Annotated in this window: 17 protein-coding genes; 10 read left to right on the forward strand and 7 right to left on the reverse strand. The window is 73.6% G+C overall.

The annotated features are described in order from the left end of the window. Positions 1-102: 102 nt before the first annotated feature. Positions 103-663 carry a dihydrofolate reductase family protein gene (locus tag AB0M29_RS14225; RefSeq protein ID WP_365382533.1) on the reverse strand — a complete coding sequence of 187 codons (561 nt, stop codon included), beginning with the start codon at positions 661-663 and terminating at the stop codon, positions 103-105. A 211-nt stretch (positions 664-874) separates the two neighbouring features. On the opposite strand from AB0M29_RS14225, the gene AB0M29_RS14230 reads away from it, so the two are divergent. Both AB0M29_RS14230 and AB0M29_RS14235 read left to right on the forward strand, forming a co-directional pair. Next, the gene (locus AB0M29_RS14230) at positions 875-1495 is read left to right on the forward strand and encodes a hypothetical protein (protein WP_365382534.1); all 621 of its coding nucleotides are present in this window, start codon (positions 875-877) and stop codon (positions 1493-1495) included. Positions 1496-1597: 102 nt separating this feature from the next. Beyond that, on the forward strand, positions 1598-3313 hold the full coding sequence (locus tag AB0M29_RS14235) for a GAF domain-containing protein (RefSeq protein ID WP_365382535.1): 1716 nt from the start codon (positions 1598-1600) through the stop codon (positions 3311-3313). Here the strand turns inward: AB0M29_RS14235 and AB0M29_RS14240 are convergent. From AB0M29_RS14240 to AB0M29_RS14250, 3 genes are all read right to left on the reverse strand, one after another. Further along, positions 3310-4386, reverse strand: a complete 1077-nt coding sequence (locus tag AB0M29_RS14240) for a cobalamin-dependent protein (RefSeq protein ID WP_365382536.1) — start codon at positions 4384-4386, stop codon at positions 3310-3312. The genes AB0M29_RS14235 and AB0M29_RS14240 overlap by 4 nt on opposite strands. Next, positions 4383-5975 carry a PP2C family protein-serine/threonine phosphatase gene (locus AB0M29_RS14245; protein ID WP_365382537.1) on the reverse strand — a complete coding sequence of 531 codons (1593 nt, stop codon included), beginning with the start codon at positions 5973-5975 and terminating at the stop codon, positions 4383-4385. The genes AB0M29_RS14240 and AB0M29_RS14245 overlap by 4 nt, the downstream gene beginning before the upstream one ends. Before the next feature lie 225 nt (positions 5976-6200). Next, the gene (locus AB0M29_RS14250; RefSeq protein WP_365382538.1) at positions 6201-7379 is read right to left on the reverse strand and encodes a PP2C family protein-serine/threonine phosphatase; all 1179 of its coding nucleotides are present in this window, start codon (positions 7377-7379) and stop codon (positions 6201-6203) included. Positions 7380-7476: 97 nt separating this feature from the next. Here AB0M29_RS14250 and AB0M29_RS14255 point away from each other — a divergent pair, with 97 nt between their 5' ends. After that, entirely contained in the window at positions 7477-7932 is a 456-nt protein-coding gene (locus tag AB0M29_RS14255) for a MarR family transcriptional regulator (protein WP_365382539.1), read from the forward strand. Between the two features lie 60 nt (positions 7933-7992). On the opposite strand, the gene AB0M29_RS14260 is transcribed toward AB0M29_RS14255, so the two are convergent. Continuing rightward, entirely contained in the window at positions 7993-9270 is a 1278-nt protein-coding gene (locus AB0M29_RS14260; protein WP_365382540.1) for a GNAT family N-acetyltransferase, read from the reverse strand. A gap of 283 nt (positions 9271-9553) precedes the next feature. Between AB0M29_RS14260 and AB0M29_RS14265 the strand changes: the two genes are divergently transcribed. The 3 genes from AB0M29_RS14265 to AB0M29_RS14275 all read left to right on the forward strand — a co-directional run bounded on the left by AB0M29_RS14265 (position 9554) and on the right by AB0M29_RS14275 (position 11686). Next, positions 9554-9829 carry a dsRBD fold-containing protein gene (locus AB0M29_RS14265; protein WP_365382541.1) on the forward strand — a complete coding sequence of 92 codons (276 nt, stop codon included), beginning with the start codon at positions 9554-9556 and terminating at the stop codon, positions 9827-9829. A 58-nt stretch (positions 9830-9887) separates the two neighbouring features. Beyond that, on the forward strand, positions 9888-10583 hold the full coding sequence (locus AB0M29_RS14270; protein WP_365382542.1) for a response regulator transcription factor: 696 nt from the start codon (positions 9888-9890) through the stop codon (positions 10581-10583). A gap of 98 nt (positions 10584-10681) precedes the next feature. Further along, the gene (locus tag AB0M29_RS14275; protein WP_365382543.1) at positions 10682-11686 is read left to right on the forward strand and encodes a nitroreductase family protein; all 1005 of its coding nucleotides are present in this window, start codon (positions 10682-10684) and stop codon (positions 11684-11686) included. Between the two features lie 74 nt (positions 11687-11760). On the opposite strand, the gene AB0M29_RS14280 is transcribed toward AB0M29_RS14275, so the two are convergent. Continuing rightward, positions 11761-12309 carry a flavodoxin domain-containing protein gene (locus AB0M29_RS14280; protein ID WP_365382544.1) on the reverse strand — a complete coding sequence of 183 codons (549 nt, stop codon included), beginning with the start codon at positions 12307-12309 and terminating at the stop codon, positions 11761-11763. 199 nt (positions 12310-12508) lie between these two features. On the opposite strand from AB0M29_RS14280, the gene AB0M29_RS14285 reads away from it, so the two are divergent. The 4 genes from AB0M29_RS14285 (at position 12509) to AB0M29_RS14300 (ending at position 17134) form a co-directional block, all read left to right on the forward strand. Next, positions 12509-13180 (forward strand): pyridoxamine 5'-phosphate oxidase family protein, encoded by a 672-nt coding sequence (locus AB0M29_RS14285; RefSeq protein WP_365382545.1) that lies wholly within the window; start codon positions 12509-12511, stop codon positions 13178-13180. 106 nt (positions 13181-13286) lie between these two features. Then, positions 13287-14138: a universal stress protein gene (locus AB0M29_RS14290; RefSeq protein ID WP_365382546.1), complete on the forward strand. Its 852-nt coding sequence runs from the start codon at positions 13287-13289 to the stop codon at positions 14136-14138. 17 nt (positions 14139-14155) lie between these two features. Beyond that, a complete protein-coding gene (locus AB0M29_RS14295; protein WP_365382547.1) occupies positions 14156-16549 on the forward strand; it encodes a glycosyl hydrolase family 65 protein in 2394 nt (797 codons plus the stop codon). A gap of 36 nt (positions 16550-16585) precedes the next feature. Then, the gene (locus AB0M29_RS14300; protein WP_365382548.1) at positions 16586-17134 is read left to right on the forward strand and encodes a GNAT family N-acetyltransferase; all 549 of its coding nucleotides are present in this window, start codon (positions 16586-16588) and stop codon (positions 17132-17134) included. Here AB0M29_RS14300 and AB0M29_RS14305 read toward each other — a convergent pair. Beyond that, a complete protein-coding gene (locus tag AB0M29_RS14305) occupies positions 17131-18705 on the reverse strand; it encodes a caspase family protein (protein ID WP_365382549.1) in 1575 nt (524 codons plus the stop codon). The two genes, AB0M29_RS14300 and AB0M29_RS14305, sit on opposite strands and share 4 nt — an antisense overlap. Positions 18706-18770 lie beyond the last annotated feature (65 nt).

Below are 18770 nucleotides of genomic sequence, written 5' to 3' on the forward strand. Positions count from 1 at the left end.
CCGAACTGGACCACGCCCCGGCGATCCTCGGACCGCGGAAGGACAGCCATCTGTCCCGTGTCGGCCCGGGACCTCGCGAGGTCCCGGGCCGACCGCCCGCCGTCAGGACGCGGGGGCCTCCCCGTGTTCCCGCACCACGCGGTAGCCGATGAGCAGGTGCCCGGTCGGCGTCATCTCGCTCTCGATCGGTTCGAGCCGGATCGCCGGCAGGCCGTCGAGGAGCCGTCGTCCTTGGCCGGCGACCCTCGGCGCTATGACGAGCCTGAGTTCGTCGACCACGTCGGCGGCCAGCAGCGCCCGCGCGACGGAGATGCTCGCGTGCACGCCGATGTCACCGCCGGGCTGCCGCTTGAGCTCCCGGACGCCGTCGACCAGCCCGCCGTCGAACGCCGTCGCACGGGCCCAGCCGCCGTCAAGCGGCGTCGAGGTCGCCACGTACTTCGCGACCCCGTTGATGAAGTCCGCGAACGGCTGGATGTCGCTGCCCGGCCAGAACCGCGCCCACTCGGTGTAGCTGCGGCGGCCGAGGACGACCGCGTCCTGTGTCGCGATCACCGTGCCCAGGTTCGCGTCCATCTCCTCGTCCCATGCGGCGACGAAACTGTCCGGGTCCTCGGCGACCCCGTCGAGGGACAACAGCTCGTACACAACGATCTTTCGCACGCTCCACACCTCCGGATCGGTCTTGATGCCACTGGTTGACCCGTCGGGCGGCCGAAACTCATCGCCGTGGCGCACAGGTGTTCCCCCGCGCTCTCCGAACCGTCACACCCGGTCCCGAAGTGGGGGCCATCCGGCCCTGGGAACGGCGGGCGCGGGCGGCGCAAGCTGGTGAGTGGGTGCAGACCAGCCACGGGTGACCGGGGTGAACGCGATGTCGGACTGGGAACCGCACAGGCGGCGCTACGGGGGCACGCTCGCCGGTGACCTGCAGACCGACGCGAACCCGCTGCGGCGCGGCGCCGACCGGGTCCAGGCCTGGACGGGGCGGCTGCTCCTCCTGCTGGCGGCGCTGCTGCTGCCGTGGGCGGCCTTCGCCGCCGGTTCCTCGGCCTATCACGCCGCCGTCCACTCCTCGCACGCGCAGGCCGCCGACCGCCACCCGGCCACGGCCACCACGACCGGCAGGCCCGACACCATGACCGGCGCCCCGCTCGTCCCGGTCCCGGTGCGGATCACCGACCCGGGCCACCACCCCTACGCCGCCCTCACCCGCGTCCGCCCCGGGACCCCGGTCGGCACCCGCCTGCCCGTCTACGTGGACAACCACAGCGGCCGGATCGTCCCCCCACCCCATGACGCCCGGCTGCAGACCGCCGCCATGGCCGTCACCAGCACCGCCCTCGTCGGCGGCCTCCTGGTCTGGGCCGCGCTGCGCCTGCTGGGCGTGGTCGTCGACAGATGGCGCCTCGTCCGCTGGCAGCGCGAGTGGCGCGTCGTGGAACCCCTGTGGTCGGCCGAGTCCCACGGCCGCCCGGACAAGGGCCGGTCCTGAACCGGCCGGGGCGCCTCCTGCGCCCGGCGGCCCGGTCGTCACGCCGTTACCGTGGAAGCAGGCGGAACCCTGGGTGACGTCAGGTGCGGCTGGAGGGCGCGAGTGGGCGAGGAGAGCGGGCACCTGCCGCGGTTGCGTCTGGACCAGCTGCTGGACGAGTTGCAGGTACGGATCGACGCGGTGCGCGGCACGCAGAAGCGTGTGCACGACCTGCTCGAAGCGGTGCTGGCGGTAGGCCGTGAGCTCGATCTGCCGCAGGTGCTGCGGAAGATCGTCGAGTCGGCGGTGGTGCTGGTCGACGCGGAGTACGGGGCGCTGGGCGTCGTCGAGGGGGACCGGCTGTCGCAGTTCCTCACGGTGGGCGTCTCCGAGGAGGAGAGCAGGGCCATCGGGCCGCTGCCGTCCGGGCACGGCATCCTGGGCGAGCTGATCCGGCGCCCGGAGCCGCTGCGTCTGCGGGAGATCGGCGACCACCCCGCGTCCTACGGTTTTCCGCCCCACCATCCGCCGATGCACACCTTCCTCGGCGTGCCCATCCGGGTACGGGACGAGGTCTTCGGCAATCTGTACCTGACGCAGAAGCGGGGCGGCGGAGAGTTCGACGTGGAGGACGAGACCGTCCTGCAGACGCTCGCCGTGGCGGCCGGCATCGCGATCGAGAACGCCCGGCTCTACCAGGCGGCCCGGGACCGGCAGCGGTGGATGGAGGCCAACGCCGACATCGTCGCCAGCCTCCTGTCCGGCGCGGACGAGATGGACGTGCTCGACGGGATCGTCCGGCACGCCAGGACCATCGGCGCCGCGGATCTGGGCGTCATCGCGCTCCCCGTCGACAACAGCACGGACCTCCGGGTGATGATCGCCGCGGGTACCGACGCCGACGACCACCGGAAGCTGACACTGCCGCGTGAGGGCTCCTTCATGGGCGCGGCCATGACCGCGGGGAAGCCGATCACCACGGTCGAGGTGCAGAAGGACCCCCGGGTGACGGCGGGGCCACCGCGCTTCAACGGCCTCGGGCCCGCCGTGGCCGTGCCCATGGTCACCGACGAGGGGGCCCGGGGCGCGCTTCTGCTGGCCCGCAGGGAGGGAGCGGCGCCGTTCACCGACGCCGAGTGCGTACCCCTGCTGGGCTTCGCGGGCCAGGCCGCCCTGGCCCTGCAGCTCAGCGAGCGCCGCAGGTCCGCCGAGCAGCTCGCCGTACTGGAGGACCGCGACCGTATCGCCCGGGACCTGCACGACCTGGCCATCCAGCGGCTCTTCGCGACGGGGATGACGCTGCAGAGCGCCCTGCGCTTCGTCGACCACCCCGAGGCGACCGAGCGGCTGCTGCGGGCGGTGGACGACCAGGACGAGACGATCAAGATCATCCGCTCCACGATCTTCGGGCTGCGGGCCAAGGACGCCGAGCGGCGGCCGCGGAGTCTGCGCTCGCGGGCCGCCGCGAGCGTCGAGCGCGCCGCACCCGGCCTCGGCTTCACCCCCGTGCTGCGGATGGAGGGGCTGCTGGACACCGATGTGCCGCCGCCGATCACGGAGGACGCCGTCGCCGTCCTGGGCGAGGCCCTGTCCAACGTCACCCGCCACGCCCGGGCGACCACCACCGAGGTGTCGATCCTCGTCGCCGGCGGAACCCTGACCGTGACCGTCACGGACAACGGCGTCGGCCTGCCCGCGAACGCCGTCCGCAGCGGCCTGCGCAATCTGGCGGTGCGGGCCGAGCGGCTCGGCGGCCGCTTCGAGGCCGGCCCCGGCCCCGCCGGAGGCACCCGCCTGCTCTGGCAGGTGCCGCTCGCACCGACCTGGGACAGTCCCTAGGGCGTGACCTGTGCCGGGGCGCCGTCCAGGGTGCGGCGGGCCGCCTCCAGCATCCGGTGCGCCCGGGGGAAGTCCTTGAGCTCCGCCGCCAGGACGCCGAGGACGGGCCGCAGGGAGGCGGCGGGGACACGGCGTGCGGTGAGGATGTCGGCGGTCCAGGCGATGAAGGTGGTGAAGAGGTCGTCGTCGTCGGTGTAGAGGCCCGCGGTGAGGAACTCGACGATGTGCGCGATGTCCTCCGCGGTGCGCTCGCGCTGCTGGGAGGTGTAGTCGGCCATCGCGGGCAGCAGGTCGTCCAGTCGCGTGAGGACCTCCTTGACCAGCTGCCGCTGTGAGCGGACGACCACGGAGTACTCCTGGTCGGCGAGGTGGGGCAGGTCGTCGATCTGCTGCCGGCCCGCGGCCAGGTCGGGGGCCGGGATGCCGTCGGCGAGCCGCCGCGCCGCCGCCCGCGCGTCGGGGGCCCAGGCGTCGGCACCGAACTGGCGCGCGTAGCGGCCGTCGGGGCCGAAGGCGGCGCCTCCGGCGAGGACGGGAACCCCGATGGCCTGGCAGCCGGTGATCGCGGCGTGGGCCGCGGGCAGCCGGGTGGGGATCGAGGACGAGAGCGCGACCACGTCGGCGCCGGTGGAGTGCAGGTGGGCGATGAGGTGCGGGGCGGGCACCTGCGCGCCGAGGAAGTCGACCCGCCATCCGCGCAGCGAGAGCACCTCGGAGAGTATCCGGGCGGGGAGCACGTGCCATTCCTGGTCCACACACGCCACGGTGATACGGCCCCTGCGGGGCGGGACGCGTGTGGCGGGGTGGTGGGCGAGCGCGCCGATGACCCGCTCGGTGATGGCGCTGGCGGCGTGCTCCTGGGCCACGGTCAGGCGGTTGGCCGCCCACTCGGCGCCGACCTTCGCCTGCACGGGGGCGATGAGGTCGAGCAGGACCGTCTCCGGGTCGGTGCCGCTCTCCAGCGCGCCGACGACGAGTGCGGCGGCCCGGTACTCGTCGCGGCCGGTCACCGCGGTCCACAGATCCTCGAACAGGGCCGGGATGCCGTCGGCGGACGAAAGCATGGTGGTCATGCGGTCCGCCTGCCCTGGATGCGGCCGTTCACGGCGCCGGAGGGCGCTGTGGGGGCGCTGATCGCGACGGCGGCCATGTCGTCGTGGAGACCGTCCCGCAGCCACTGCGAGACGAGCATCTGCACCCGCTCGACGACGGCTTCCGCGGGCATGCCGTCGCAGTCGGCCAGCGCCTGCTTCAGCCGCTCCTCGCCGAAGAGTTCGTCGCCGAGCGGCCCCCCGCGGGCCTCGGTGAATCCGTCGGTGTAGAGCAGGCAGGTCTCCCCCGGCCGCAGGACGGTGTCGACGGAGTTCGCCTCGATCGTCCTGAGGGCGCCGATCAGGGTGCCGTGGGTGGGGACCTCCTCCACGGTGCCGTCGCGGCGGACCACCAGGGGGGCGGGGTGGCCCGCCGCGGTGAGACGCAGCCGTACCTGGTCCCCCGCGCGCTGGACCGAGGCGATCACCAGGGTCGCGAAGCGGGTGTGGTGGGAGGTGAGCAGGGAGGTGTTGAGCAGGCGCAGCATCTGTCCGTGGTCGTGGGCCATGGGCGTCAGCGCCTGCAGCGTGTTGCGGATCTTGCCGGTCAGTACGGCGGCTTCCAGACCCTTGCCGCAGACGTCGCCCAGGATCACCAGTGACGCGTCGGCCTCGGTCGCGCCGGGGTGGACGTCGTAGAAGTCGCCGCCGACCCACTCGCTGGCCTTCGCCGGCCGGTAGCCGCCGGCGAACTCCACGCCGTTGAGCCGGTGCAACCGCGGCGGCAGCAGGTCACGCATCAGGGTGCGCGTTATGGCGCTCTGCTCGCTGTAGAGGCGGGCCGCGGACAGCGCGGCGCCGGCCCGGGCGGCGAACAGCCGGGCGAAGACCTCCTCGCGCTCGCTGAACTGCCCCCGGCCCGTACCCCGGAGCAGTATCAGGGCTCCGGCGGGCTCGCCGTGGCCGGGCAGCGGGGTGATCACGACCGAGCCGACCGGTCCGGGGAATCCCGGCGGGAGTATCCATTCCGGCAGCAGTGCGGGGTCGATCCAGCGGGAAGGCACCGGGGGGAAGCCCTCCAATGCCTCGCTGAGGCCCGGGAGCTGGTCCGGCACGGCCGTCACCTGGGTGCGGGCCACCTCCTGGCCCGTGACGGCGTGCGCGACGGGCAGCTTGCCCCGGGAGGGCGGACGGACGACGACCGCCGCGTCCGCCAGGTGGTCGGCGGCCAGTTGCACGGTGGCGGCGACGCACTTGTCGGTGTTCAGCGAGGCCAGCAGCACATTGGACGACTCCGCGAGGAACCGGGTGCGCTTCCGCTCGGCCGCCAGCTCCTCCTCGGCCGTGCGCCGGCCGGTCGCGTCGGTGAGCCACCACGCCACCACCCCGTCCGGGCCGGGGACGGGGTGGGCGTCGACCTCGCGCTCGCCGATGGTTCCCGGCACAGGCGGCAGAGGGCCGGCGTCCCGGCCGTCGCCGGACGCCGCTCGTACCCGGTCCACCGCTTCCCCGTGGGCCCGCGACAGCCAGCCGGGAACCGCCTGCGCCAGGGGCGCTCCGGGCACCGCGGCGCCCAGCAGAGCAGTGGCCGCGGCGTTGGCGTCCACCACGACACCGGCGTCGTCGGCCATGATGAGGGGGCAGGGCGCCAGAGCCCACAGGTCCGGCGTGGGCTGCCGGACCGTGGTCGTTGCGGAGAATCCCTCGAATGAGCCCATGAAGGGGCCCGCCGACAGCGAGCCGCACCGCCCTTTCCCTGTGGAGAATATTTGCCTGGCGGCAAGTATTCCGCAGGAACGCTCGCGTCCACAACCCGCCCCCCCTCGCCCGCGCCGGGGCGGGCGAGGGCGGGCGCCTCAGTCCGCGGCCGGGCGGCCGTGCCAGTCCAGGCACATCACCAGCGAGTCGTCGACGGCCGGGCCCGCCCCGCGGTGGCCCAGCAGCTGCTCCAGCATCGCCCTGGGCACCTGCGCAGCGGGCAGTTCGTGCGTGCCGAGGATCGACCGGGCCAGCGCGTGCAGGCTGTACTTCTCACCGACCGGGGACAGGGCGTCGTAGACCCCGTCGCTGATGAACAGCAGCCGGTCCCCCGGGGCGACCGTGAAGTGCTGCGGCACATAGACGGTGTCCTGGAACATGCCCAGCGGCATCTGCTGCTCCAGCTCGATCACCTCGACGGTCTCCCCCCGCAACCGCCATATGCGGGGCGAGCCGGCGTCGATGATCTCCACGTCCCCGGTGGGGAGCCGGAACCTGAGCAGCAGCGCCGACAGATACTGCTCCCCCCGGTGCTGCCCGTAGATCGCCTGGTCGGCCAGGTACGCCTGGTCGCTGAGGGCCAGACCGGCGCGGCGGGCGTTGCGCAGCGCGTTGACGGCGAGGTTGGTCAGCAGCGCGGCGTCAATCCCCTCGCCCATGCCGTTGTTCACCGTCAGGTACAGGTCGTCCGCCGCGGCGGACCAGTCGAAGCTGTCGCCGAAGATGGCGTACGCGGGCTCCAGTTGGGCACCGAGGCTGTACTCGGGGCGGGAGCACGAGCGCCCGGGCAGCAGCTGCCACTGCATCTCGGCCGCCAGGGTCAGCCGCTCGGCGCGCCGCGCCTGCAGGAACAGGTCCGTGTCCCGCTCGGCCACGACGATCTCGTGCGCCAGCGCGTCGGCGCACTCCTGCAGGTCCGCCAGGACCTCCGTCGTGGGTCGGTCACCCGCCGCGGCGGGCAGGGTGACGCTCAGCACCCCCAGCCGGTCGCCGCGGACGCTGACCGGCAGAAGCACGGTCACCGATGAGCCGTCGCGTACGTACTCGGGTTGCTGGGTGCCGAACGCCTCTCCCGGGGCCGTGCCGTGCACCGGCACCGCCGGACGTGTGTGCGGCAGCACCCCGACGGGCTGCAGCCTGGTCATGGCGTAGTCCGCCATCAGCAGCTCCACCGCGGATGCCTGATGGCGGCGCTCGATCAGCGAGCGGAGCGCGTCGAAGATCTCATGAGGCGCCGACTCCCGCAGACGACGCTCCACCGCACCGGGTCTTTCCACCGCTACCGATCCTCCTTTCCTTCGCATATCTTCGATGGTGCGACTGCCCGCGTCGACCAGCCGGAACGGGCGTGTACGGCCCACTCGGGAGTGTCACATGAACGAGGCCCCCACCGCCGCCCACCAGCAGGCGGCCGTGCCCGAGGTCAGGCGGGCCCTGGAGCTCCTCGAAGTCGCCTGGGAGAGCCGGCGTGGCGAGTTCGGCACCGCTCCGCTGTCCGTCGCCCAGACCCGGGTGCTGTACATCGTGGAACGCGAGCCCGGCATCAACCTCGGCACGCTCGGGCAGCGCCTCTCGGCCGCCGCCCCTTCCGTCACCCGTCTGTGCGACCGCCTCCAGGCCGCCGGGTTCCTGCGCAGAACCCCCCGCCCCCAGGACCGCCGCGAAGTGCAGCTGGAACTCACCGACGCGGGCACCGAGCACCTGCACCGCATCAGGCACCGCCGGGAGCAGGCACTGCGCGGCGCCATGGAGCACATGGCGCCGGAGGACCGCCAGGCACTCCTCACCGGGATCACCGCCCTGTGCGACGGGCTGGGCCTGTCCCTCTAGGCCGCGTCAGGCGTCAAGGCGTCAGGCGCGGGAGTCGGGCACCGGCGTCGGACGCGGACCTCAGGTGCGCAGATGGTGTGCGATGTCCTCGTGGAAGCCGTCGAGGGACGCCTGGGTGAGGGTGGGGCGGGTGTCCGCGATCGCCGCCAGGTAGTCGTCCGTGCTGGCCGGTGCGCCCGCCCGCTCGGAGACCTCCCGCTCGAAGGCCCGCTGGGCACCCTTGCGGGCGGCGAACTCGATGTCGGCGGGCGTGAACATCGCGCTGGCGGCCACGAGCGGGCCCAGGGCGACGCCCGCGGCCTGGGCGCCGAGGTAGCGACGCCAGATCGCCTCGCGGGCCGCGTCGTCGGGCGGCCCCACCGGGAGGATGTAGTCGAACCTGCCGGGACGCAGGAACGCCGCGTCCAGGGTGCTCAGCGAGTTGGTGGCGCAGATCAGCAGCCGGCTGTCGCCGTCGCGGAACGTCGGGATCAGTTTGAGCAGTTCGTTGGTGACACCGTGGCCGGGGTCCACCGCGCCGCCCGAGCGGGCCGCGGCGATCTCCTCGACCTCGTCGATGAAGAGCACCACGCTCTCCAGCTCCGCCAGGTCGGCGAAGGTGGCGCGGAGCGAGGCGGCGAGACCGTCGCCGCCCGCCGCCAGCCGCGAGGGGAACAGCTCGACGAACGGCCAGGCCAGGCGCGAGGCGACCGCCTTCGCGAAGCTCGTCTTGCCGGTGCCCGGGGGCCCGAAGAGGATCACCGCCTTCGGAGGGGAGACCCCGAAGCGCTCCGCGACCTCCGGCTCGACCAGCGGCAGCACGATCCGCTTCTCGATCGCCTCCTTCGCCTCGCGCATGCCCGCGAGCTGGTCCCAGAGCCCGGTGGGCAGCAGCCGCCCGCCCAGCTCGGCGAGCAGCCCGGCGTCCGAGGCGCCCAGATGCTCCACCTTCTCGAAGTAGACCATCCCGCTCCGGGGCCGGTAGCCGCTGTGCTCCAGCGCCGCCGTCCCGGTGGAGTCGGGAGGCAGCAGGGCGCAGAACCGGCGCGCTCCCGTACCGCGCAGCCTCCGCTCGACCTCCGCGATCAGCGCGCTGCCCAGTCCCCGGTTGCGCCAGCGCCCGGACAGCGCGACCAGCAGGATCCACGCGCGCTCGCCCTCGTACCGGGCCACGATCATGCCCACGACCTCGTCGCCGACGACGGCGACCACGGCGGGCTGGCCGCCCCGCGCGGCGGTCACCACCTCGGACACGGGGAACACGGGGGCCGGTGGATCCGCCTGCCGCCCCTGGTCCCAGAGCTGGATGGCCTGGTCGAGGTCGTCGTCGTGGAAGTCCCGCAGATGCCAGAGCGACACGTCGTCTCCCTCCGGAGGTCGGCACCACAGCCGATCCTCCAGCCAATGCGCCGCCCGCGACACCGAGGGAGTGCCGAACGGGCCAGCGGCCCTTCCCCGGACGGAGCAGGCGGCCGCGCCCGGGAGGGGTACGTGGTCGGCGGAGCGGCACGAGGGGGCCGGTCGGCCCTAGCCCGTCGGGCCGGAGGGGAGTTGGCTGGACTCGGGATGGTCCCCTCGGCGGTGGGGGCCGGGTGGTCACCACCCCACCGCCGAAGGATCCGCAGCGAAGGGCAGGTACGTCATGACGAACGCGACCGCGACCACGGCCGGGCACACCAGGACATGGAACCTGCGACTGGACATCTTCGAGCAGGACGCGGACACCACCGTCGTCCACGCGGTGCTCGACACGGAGAACAACCGGCTGGTCAGCAGGACCAGCGCCCACCGCAACCCGCACGACAGGCCGGTGCCCGAGATCGGGGACGAGTACGCGGCAGGGCGCGCGCTGCTGGCGCTGGGCCGTCAGCTGCTGGACGCCGGCGCCCTCGACTCCTCGACCAACGCCCGGCAGTGAGCCCACGACGGGGCGATGATCAGAGCCCGAGCCCGTTGACGACAGGTGAAGGTCCGGCATGAGCGAGGTACGGCAGTTCTCACCGCAGTCCCCCATCAGGGTGTTTCTGCTCGACGACCACGAGGTGGTGCGGCGCGGCGTCCAGGACCTGCTGGACGCGGAGCCGGACATCGAGGTCGTCGGCGAGGCGGGGACCGCCGACCACGCGCTGGCCCGCGGCCCCGCGCTGCGGCCGGACGTCGCGGTCCTGGACGTCCGCCTGCCCGACGGTGACGGCATCACGGTCTGCCGTGAGCTGCGCTCCGGGATGCCGGGGCTGGCCTGCCTGATGCTGACCTCGTTCGATGACGACGACGCGCTGCTCGACGCGATCATGGCCGGGGCCGCGGGCTATGTGCTGAAGCAGATCAAGGGCTCCGACCTGGTCTCGGCCGTCCGTACCGTCGCCTCGGGGCAGTCGATGCTGGACCCGGCCACCACGTCCCGGCTGATGGGCAGCCTGCGCGACGACGGTTCCGCCGCGGAGCCCGGGCAGCAGGCGCTGGCCGCGCTGTCCCCCCGCGAGCGGGAGGTGCTCGCGCTGATCGGCGAAGGGCTCACCAACCGACAGATCGGCCGGCGGCTCTACCTGTCGGAGAAGACCGTCAAGAACAACGTCTCGCGGCTGCTGGCCAAGCTCGGCGTCGAGCGCCGCATCCAGGCCGCGGTCATCGCCACCCAGGGAGCGCCCGCATCAGGCCACGGGCGCCGATGAGGTCCGTTCGGCCCCCCGGACGACAACCATCGGCCCCTGCCCACGCCGTGCCCGATCCATGACCCTGGGGCCAGGACGAGGACTGCGAGGAGACGGCCATGAGCACAGCGGCACTGGACGCGGCGACGCTGGAGAAGCTCATCTCGGCGGCCGTCTCGGCGCCGTCCGTCCACAACACCCAGCCGTGGCGCTACCGGCTGGACCCCGACACCTCCACGATCGAACTGCACGCCGCCACCGAGCGGGCGCTGCGGCACGCGGACCCTCTCGGCCGCGCCCTGCACGTCTCGGCCGGTGCCGCCGTGTTCAACCTGCGCGTCGCGGTCGCCCGGTTCGGCTGGGAGCCGGTCGTACGCCTGCTGCCCCGGCCCGCGGAACCCGACTTCCTCGCGACCGTACGGCTCGCCGGAGCTCCTGCCGGGAGCGGCGGGCAGCGGCACGCCCGGCTGTACGACGCGCTGTGGCGCCGCCACAGCAGCCGCTTCCCCTTCGACGACCGGCCGGTCCCCGCCGAGGTGCTCGCGGAGATCGCGGAGGCCGCGGCCGCCGAGGGTGCCCGCATCACGTTCCCCGGGGCCGCGGAGAGCTGGCGCCTCCTGCGGCTCACGGCGGAAGCGGAACGGTTCGCCGTCTCCGATCGCGACCGCAGCGGCGAGAGCCGCTCCTGGGTGCGCGAGGGCGCGCCCGACGGGATACCCGGTGCGGCGCTCGGGCCACGGGACTCCACCGGCCAGGTGCCGGTCCGCGACTTCACCGCGATGCGCCCCGGCGCCACCCGGCCCTCCGCGGCCTTCGAGCGGCATCCGCTCGTCGCCGTACTGACCACCCGGCACGACACCCGCGCGGACTGGCTGCGCGCGGGGCAGGGGCTGGAGCACGCGCTGCTGGTCGCCACCGCGCACGGGGTGAAGTCGTCGATGTTCAGCCAGGCGGTGGAGTGGCCGGAGCTGCGGTGGGCGTTGCGCGACCCGCGCGGTGGACACGGCCATGTGCAGATGCTGGCCAGGTTCGGCTACGGCCCGGAGGGCCCGGCCACCCCGCGGCGCCCGGCGAGGGACGTCCTGGACACGGGCGGCGGGCGCCGGCACGGTCGCGGTCACTGACGGCGGGACGGACGGCCCCGCTCGTCGTACGGACGCCAGGCCCGTCGTACCCGCTCCTCGTACGGGGCCGCGCCTCAGAGCCGCCGCGGCGACGACACCGCCTCCCGCGCGAGGTCGCGTGCCCAGGCCGTGATCCGCTCACGGTCCCGGTAGTCACCGCCCCTGCCCTGCCTGAGGATCATGCGCGCCATGAAGCCGCGGGCGCCCGGGACCAGCCGCCCGCCGAAGGTCCTGTGCTCCCGTGCGTCGACCAGGTCGCCGACCTTCACCGCGCCGGGCACCGCGGGGAGGTCTCCCTCCCGCGCCGACGGGTCCAGCGGACCGCTGCTGAACAGCCACACCGGCACCCGGCGCAGGGGGTCGCGGTGCCGCCGGGCGAAGCGGACCGCTTCACGCAGCCACCGGCCCGCGTACACACCGGAGCCGAGCACCACCGCGCTGTAGCAGCTCAGGTCGTCGACCTCGCGGGCCGTCCGCACCTGCGCGTCGACGCCCTCGGCGGTCAGCGTCTCCCCGATCCACCAGGCGATCTCGGCGGTGCCGCCGTTCTTCGACGCGTACGCGACCAGCACCAGGGGCGCGGTCGCCGCCGCGTGGTCGTCCGCCGTCATGTGCTCACTCACCGTGCCGCCTCCTCGTCGAGCCGCGGTACCCCGCCTCTCACTCTCCTGAAACGGCGCCGCCGGGCTTAGGGCCGGCCGGGGCCCTGCCGGGGTCCAACGGTCCCGCGCGGGAGCGGCGAGGCGGCCCCGCATGGCGCCCGGGGGTGTCGTGAGTGAGGCTGGACGGAGAGCCGCATGAACGCCGGGAGGTCGATCCGCTGTGAACCAGAACACCGGGGCGGTACGTCCCGGCACCGATCCCCTCGCCCTCGCACGGCACATCGCCGACCGTCGCATGCAACTCGGCCTGAGCGAGAACGCGTTGGCGAACCGGTCGGGCATGTCGCCGCGCTATCTGCGGCAACTGCTGGAGATCGGGCCCGACTTCGACCCCGGGGGCATGGGGCGGATCGCCGCCGCCCTCGACCTGTCGTCCGAGGAACTGCTCGAAGGACGCGCCGATCCACCGCCCGGGCAGTCGGGACCGGGCTCCCGCCCCGTCCTGGCCCGTCTCACCACGGCCGAGTGCTGGGACAAGCTCGGCACCCACGGCGTGGGGCGCGTCGCCCTGCCCGCCCGGCCGGCTCCCACCGTCTTCCCCGTGAACTACACCGTCGACGCCGACACGATCGTCTACCGCACGGCCCCCCGGGTCTCGGCAGCGCCCGAGACCGGTGCCGGGGTGTCCTTCGAGGTGGACCGGGTGGACGACCAGCACAGCGCGGGCTGGAGCGTCCTGGTCACCGGCACCGCGGAACGGATCGAGGACCCCTCGGCGATGCGGCACCTCACGGAGAGGCACATCGCACAGCCGTGGGCGGGCGGCGACCGCCCGCTGTGGATCCGGATCCGGCCGGGCACCGTCACCGGACGCCGCATCACGACGATGTGAGGCGGGCGGGGCGAGCGGGCCCCGGCGGCCGGCCGTGGCGCCGTCCCGGCGGCGGGGTGACGATGGCAGGGGGGACCGGAAACCCGGACGGGAGAAGGTGCGGACGATGGAGCTTCCCGTGGTCGTCGGTGTCGACGGTTCCGACGCCGCCGTGGGCGCGGTGGACTGGGCGGCGGACGAGGCCGCCCGCACCGGGCAGCCGCTGCGGCTGGTGTTCGCGTCACTGTGGGAGCACTACGACCGGATCAAGCCGAACTTCAGCCCCGACCGCGCGTCGGAGGAGATCCTCGCCGAGCGCATCGTCGCCTCGGCGCGCGAACAGGCCGAGGCGCTGCGCCCCGACGTGAAGGTCACCGCCGAGGTCGTACCCCACGACCCCGTGACCGCGCTGCTGACGGAAGCAGAGCAGGCGTACGCCGTGGTCGTGGGCAACCGCGGGCGGGGCGAGATCACCGACCTCCTCCTCGGCTCCACCAGCCTGACGGTCGCGGCGCGTGCCCAGTGCCCGGTGGTCGTGGTGCGCGGGCCGCGGCGGGAGCCCGGCGACGGTAGGCCCCGGGTGGTGCTCGGGGTGGGCGCCGAGGACCGGTCGTCGGCGGCGGGCGCCTTCGCGTTCCGCCAGGCCGCGAGGCGCGGCGCGGTCCTGGAGGTGGTCAGGGCCTGGCGCCGCCCCCGTATCGGCTCCGACGACGCCGGCCAGGAGAGCCGTCACGCGCAGGAGACGCTGGACGACATCGTGGCCTCCTTCGCCCTGGGCCACGCCGAGGTGCCGGTCGAGCTGACGTCCGTCGAGGGCCACCCGCGCAAGGCGCTGCTGGAGCGCGCCGCCGGCGCCGACCTCCTGGTGGTCGGCGCCCGGCACCGGCACTCGAAGGTCGGGCTCCAGCTGGGTCCGGTCAACCACGGGGTGCTGCACCACTCCCCCTGCCCTGTCGCCGTCGTGCCGCAGCCCGCCTGACGGGCGGGGGACGGTCCATGGAGCCGGACGGGATCTGGCGGTACGAGGGGTACGACCCGGCGCGGGAGCGGCTGCGCGAGTCGCTGTGCACGCTCGGCAACGGGTACTTCGCCACCCGCGGCGCCGCCGCCGAGGCTCCGCGCGGTCCCGCGCACTATCCGGGAACGTACGCGGCGGGCTGCTACAACCGGCTGACCTCCCAGGTCGCGGGCCGGGAGGTCGACAACGAGGACATGGTCAACCTGCCGAACTGGCTGCCCGTACGGGTCCGCCCGGCCGGCGGCTCCTGGTTCACCCCCGACGACTGCGAGGTGACGGCGTACGAGCAGGTCCTCGACCTGGGCCAGGGCACCCTGGCGCGGCGGATACGGCTACGGGACTCCGCCGGGCGCGAGGTCGTGCTGGACGAGACGCGCTTGGTGCACATGGGCGACCCGCACCTGGCCGCGCAGCGGACGCTGATCACCGCGGAGGGCTGGTCCGGGGAGCTGCTGATCGAGACCGGCATCGACGGGACCGTACGCAATACGGGGGTGGAGCGGTACCAGGACCTCGCCGACCGCCATCTGGTGCATGTGCGCACCGGCACCAGCGGCGCCGACACGGTGTGCCTGACCTGCCGGACGTCCGCCTCCGACATCCGTGTCGCGATGGCCGCCCGTACCCGCGCCGACGCCGGCGACGGGCCGCCCGCCGCGGTCACGCTCGTCGCGGGGGAAGGCGAGGCGGTGCACCGGATGACGCTGCCGGTGGTGCCCGGGCGGTCGGTGACCGTGGAGAAGACGGTCGCCCTGCACCTCTCGCGCGACCCGGCGATCAGCGACCCGCTGCACGCCGCCCTGGACCGGGTGACGGCCGCCCCGGACTTCGCGGCGCTCCTGGAGTCGCACACGGCGGCCTGGGCCCGGCTGTGGGAGCGGTCCGAGCTGCGGGTGCCGGGCGAGGCCGGGAAGGTGCTGCGGCTGCACCTCTTCCACCTCCTGCAGACGCTCTCGCCGCACACCGCGGGCCTCGACGTCGGCGTGCCCGCGCGCGGGCTGCACGGCGAGGCGTACCGGGGGCATGTGTTCTGGGACGAGCTGTTCGTGCTGCCGTTCCTGAACCTGCACCTGCCCGAGGTCTCCCGGGCACTGCTCTCCTACCGGCACCGCCGTCTGGGCGCCGCCTGCCGCGCGGCGGCCGCCGAGGGGCGGACCGGGGCGATGTACCCGTGGCAGAGCGGCAGCGACGGGCGCGAGGAGACCCAGCGCTTCCACCTCAACCCGCGCTCGGGCCGCTGGCTGCCCGACCACTCCCATCTGCAGCACCACGTCGGCTCCGCGGTGGCGTACAACGTGTGGCAGTACTGCCTGGCCAGCGGCGACACCGCGTTCCTGCACACCGAGGGCGCCGACATGCTGCTGCAGATCGCCCGCTTCTGGGCGCACAGCGCGGTCTGGGACCCGGCGTACGCCCACTACCGGATCCGCGGCGTCGTCGGCCCGGACGAGTACCACGACGCCTACCCGGACGCGGCGGAGCCGGGGCTCGACGACAACGCGTACACCAACGTCACCGCGGCCTGGGTGCTCAGCCGCGCGCTGGACCTGGCGGACACGCTCCCGGCGCCGCGCCGCGACGAGCTGTTCGAGCGCCTCGCGCTCGACCGCACCGAACTCGACCTGTGGGAGGACGTCTCCCGCCGCCTGCGCGTGCCCTTCCACCGTGGCGTGATCAGCCAGTTCGAGGGCTACGGCGCCCTCGACGAACTCAACTGGGCACGCTACCGGCGCCGTTACGACGACATCCGCCGCCTGGACCGCATCCTGGAGGCCGAGGGCGACTCCGTCAACCGGTACCAGGCGTCCAAGCAGGCCGATGTGCTGATGCTCGGCTATCTCTTCCCGCCCGCCGAACTGGCCGCGCTCTTCCGCCAGTTGGGCCACAAGCTCGACGACGACACCTGGGCCGCGACCGTCGACCACTACCTCGCCAGAACCAGCCACGGCTCCACTCTGAGCGGGCTGGTGCACGGCTGGGTCCTGGCCCGTTCCCGGCGTGCCGAGGCGTGGCACTACGTCCGCGAGGCCCTGCTCGGCGACGTCGCCGACGTGCAGGGCGGCACCACCGGCGAGGGCATCCACCTCGGCGCCATGGCGGGCACCCTCGACCTGGTCCAGCGCGGTCTGACCGGCCTCGAACCCCGCCGGGACGCACTGCGCCTCGACCCCGTCCCGCTGCCCGGCCTCTCCCGCTTCCACCTGGCCGTCCGCTACCAGGGCCACTGGGGCATCGGCCTCACCCTCAAGTCCGGCCGCCTCCACATCAGCGTCCCCGACTCCGGTCAGACCCCGCTGCGGGTCGCCCTGCGCGACCACCTCCACACCGTCGCCCCCGGCACCGAGATCAGCCTCGACCTCCCCGCCGACTGACCTCACCGGCTACCTCTGACCGGCTACCTTTGGCCCATGATCGAGACCCCGTCACGGGTGGCACTGCACCCGCTCACCGCCGCCGACCAGGACGAGTTCTGCGCGCTCGTGCAGGCCAGCGCCGCACTGCACGGGCCGTGGATGCAGCTGCCCGCGACCGCGGAGGCGTTCGCGCTCTGGATGCGCCGCTTCGACGACGGCTCCAACCTGGGCTTCCTGGTCCGCGTGCGGGAGACCGGCGCGGCGGCGGGCATGGTCAACATCAACTCCGTGATCCGCGGCCGCTACCAGGGTGCGTCCCTGGGTTACGCGGCCTTCGCGCCATCCGCGGGGCACGGGTACATGAGCGAAGGCGTCACCCTCGCCGTGCACCACGCCTTCACCGAGCTGCGGCTGCACCGGCTGGAGGCCTGCGTCCAGCCGGGCAACAAAGCCTCCCTGGCCCTGGTCAAGCGCCTGGGCTTCCACTTCGAGGGCGTCTCCCCCGACTACCTCTACATCGACGGCGCCTGGCGCGACCACGAACGCTGGACCGTCACCGCCCCGAGCCCGTGGACACCGGACCCCTCCCTGCCCGAGGTCTAGGACACGCCTTCCCCCTGAGTCAGCGCGGCCAGCTCATGACGGCTCCAGCGTGCGGGCTCGCGGTGCCGGTGGGCGTCGGCCAGCGACACCGACTGCTCGAAGAGGGCCCTGGCCCCCGGCGCGTCACCGTGCTCACGCCGGCACAGGCCGAAGTTGTACAGGCACCAGGACTTCAGGAGCGTGTCACCGGTCTCGTCGGCACAGCGCTCGGCCCGGGTGAAGAACCTCCGCGCCGTCTCGACGTGCCCGGCCCGGTAGAGGCAGGAGCCGATGCCGTCCCAGGCCCAGCCCTCGTGCCCGCGGTCGCGGCGCTGGAGGGCGAGGTCGAGGTACTCCCAGAAGCACTCCTCGGCCCGGATGAGTCCGCTGCTCTCCCGCTCCGCGATGGCCCGCGCCCGGAGGTCGTCCAGTTCCGCCGGGTCGGGTGCGGCGGCCGGATCGGGAGCCGGGGGCGGCTCGGGTGCGGCGTCCGGGGCGGGAGCGTCGGCGGGATCAGGAGCGGAAGCGGTAGCCGGGTCGGGAGCGGGAGCCGGGTCGGGAGCGGGATCAGGGGCGGCCTCCGCCGCCGGGTCGGGAGCGTCGGCCGGGACGGCCTCGGTGGCCGGATTCGGTCCACCGCCCAGCCCCACCGCCGCCACCGCGGCGTACACGCGGCGGCTGTCGTCGTCCGCCAGCAGCCGGAGTTCCTCCGCCGCGCGGGCGCGGACCCGGGGGTTGCCGTTGCGGTACAGGTGGGCGAGTTGCTCCACGCCGGCGAAGCGTTCCGTGGCGTACAGGCTGTGCAGGAGGTGCTGGAGCTGTACGGGCAGGGACCAGTTGACGTTCTCGGCGATGACGATCCGGCCCTCGGTGTTCTCCAGCTTCTTGGGCCGCTGCCCGGGCATCTCCCTGACGACCTTGCCGTAGACGTAGGCGTACAGCTCGTCAAGGGTGATGTAGCCGTCGCCGTCGAGGTCGGCGGCGCCCTCGCGCAGCCCTTCCACCAGGTGCTTGGTGAAGACCGAGCGGGGCGCGCTGCCGTGCAGCCGGTCTCCCTCGAAGGCGAGTTGGGCCGCGTCGGAGGCGGACAGCACCGTGCGGCCGAGGCCCCGGAACATCTCCAGCGCGTGCACGTCGGCATCGCCCTTGGCGAGCTGGCCCGCCGGGAAGGCGCCGCTGTAGCAGCAGTCGAGGATCAGCACCTGCTGCCGCGACGCGCACCTGCCCATCGCCCGGTCGACCAGTTCCGCGGGCACGGAGGTGAACATGCGGTTGGTGAGCCGGGTGTCGACCGTGGCCAGGTGGAGGCGGCCGTCGTCGTCCTTGATGCCGTGCCCGGTGAAGTACAGCAGTGCGAGGTCGTCGCGGCCGCGGGCGTTGAAGAACTCTCCGACGGCCGCCCCGACCATGTGGTGCGGTGCGTTGACGAGGGTCGTCACCTCGAACCCGGCGATGTCCGGATCACGCAGCACCTCGGCCAGCGCCTGGGCGTCGTGTGCGGGCGCGCTCAACTGCCGCAGCCCCTCGTCCTCGTACGCGTCCGTGGCGATCAGCAGCGCGAAGCGGCGTCCCGTGGCTACTGCCCCGTCCATGGCGCGCACCCCCCGGTCGGCCGGGGATCCCCTTCTCCCACGGCGTGTTGACCCATTGTGGGGAG

Source organism: Streptomyces sp. NPDC051976 (genome assembly GCF_040680795.1).
GTDB lineage: Bacteria > Actinomycetota > Actinomycetes > Streptomycetales > Streptomycetaceae > Actinacidiphila.

Excerpts from the sequence above, each read along its gene's own strand:
- AB0M29_RS14305 (WP_365382549.1), bottom strand. The coding sequence starts at position 18,705 with ATGGACGGGGCAGTAGCCACGGGACGCCGCTTCGCGCTGCTGATCGCC.
- AB0M29_RS14240 (WP_365382536.1), bottom strand. The coding sequence starts at position 4,386 with ATGACCACCATGCTTTCGTCCGCCGACGGCATCCCGGCCCTGTTCGAG.
- AB0M29_RS14300 (WP_365382548.1), top strand. The coding sequence starts at position 16,586 with ATGATCGAGACCCCGTCACGGGTGGCACTGCACCCGCTCACCGCCGCC.
- AB0M29_RS14255 (WP_365382539.1), top strand. The coding sequence starts at position 7,477 with ATGAACGAGGCCCCCACCGCCGCCCACCAGCAGGCGGCCGTGCCCGAG.
- AB0M29_RS14270 (WP_365382542.1), top strand. The coding sequence starts at position 9,888 with ATGAGCGAGGTACGGCAGTTCTCACCGCAGTCCCCCATCAGGGTGTTT.
- AB0M29_RS14295 (WP_365382547.1), top strand. The coding sequence starts at position 14,156 with ATGGAGCCGGACGGGATCTGGCGGTACGAGGGGTACGACCCGGCGCGG.
- AB0M29_RS14265 (WP_365382541.1), top strand. The coding sequence starts at position 9,554 with ATGACGAACGCGACCGCGACCACGGCCGGGCACACCAGGACATGGAAC.
- AB0M29_RS14230 (WP_365382534.1), top strand. The coding sequence starts at position 875 with ATGTCGGACTGGGAACCGCACAGGCGGCGCTACGGGGGCACGCTCGCC.
- AB0M29_RS14290 (WP_365382546.1), top strand. The coding sequence starts at position 13,287 with ATGGAGCTTCCCGTGGTCGTCGGTGTCGACGGTTCCGACGCCGCCGTG.
- AB0M29_RS14275 (WP_365382543.1), top strand. The coding sequence starts at position 10,682 with ATGAGCACAGCGGCACTGGACGCGGCGACGCTGGAGAAGCTCATCTCG.
- AB0M29_RS14245 (WP_365382537.1), bottom strand. The coding sequence starts at position 5,975 with ATGGCCGACGACGCCGGTGTCGTGGTGGACGCCAACGCCGCGGCCACT.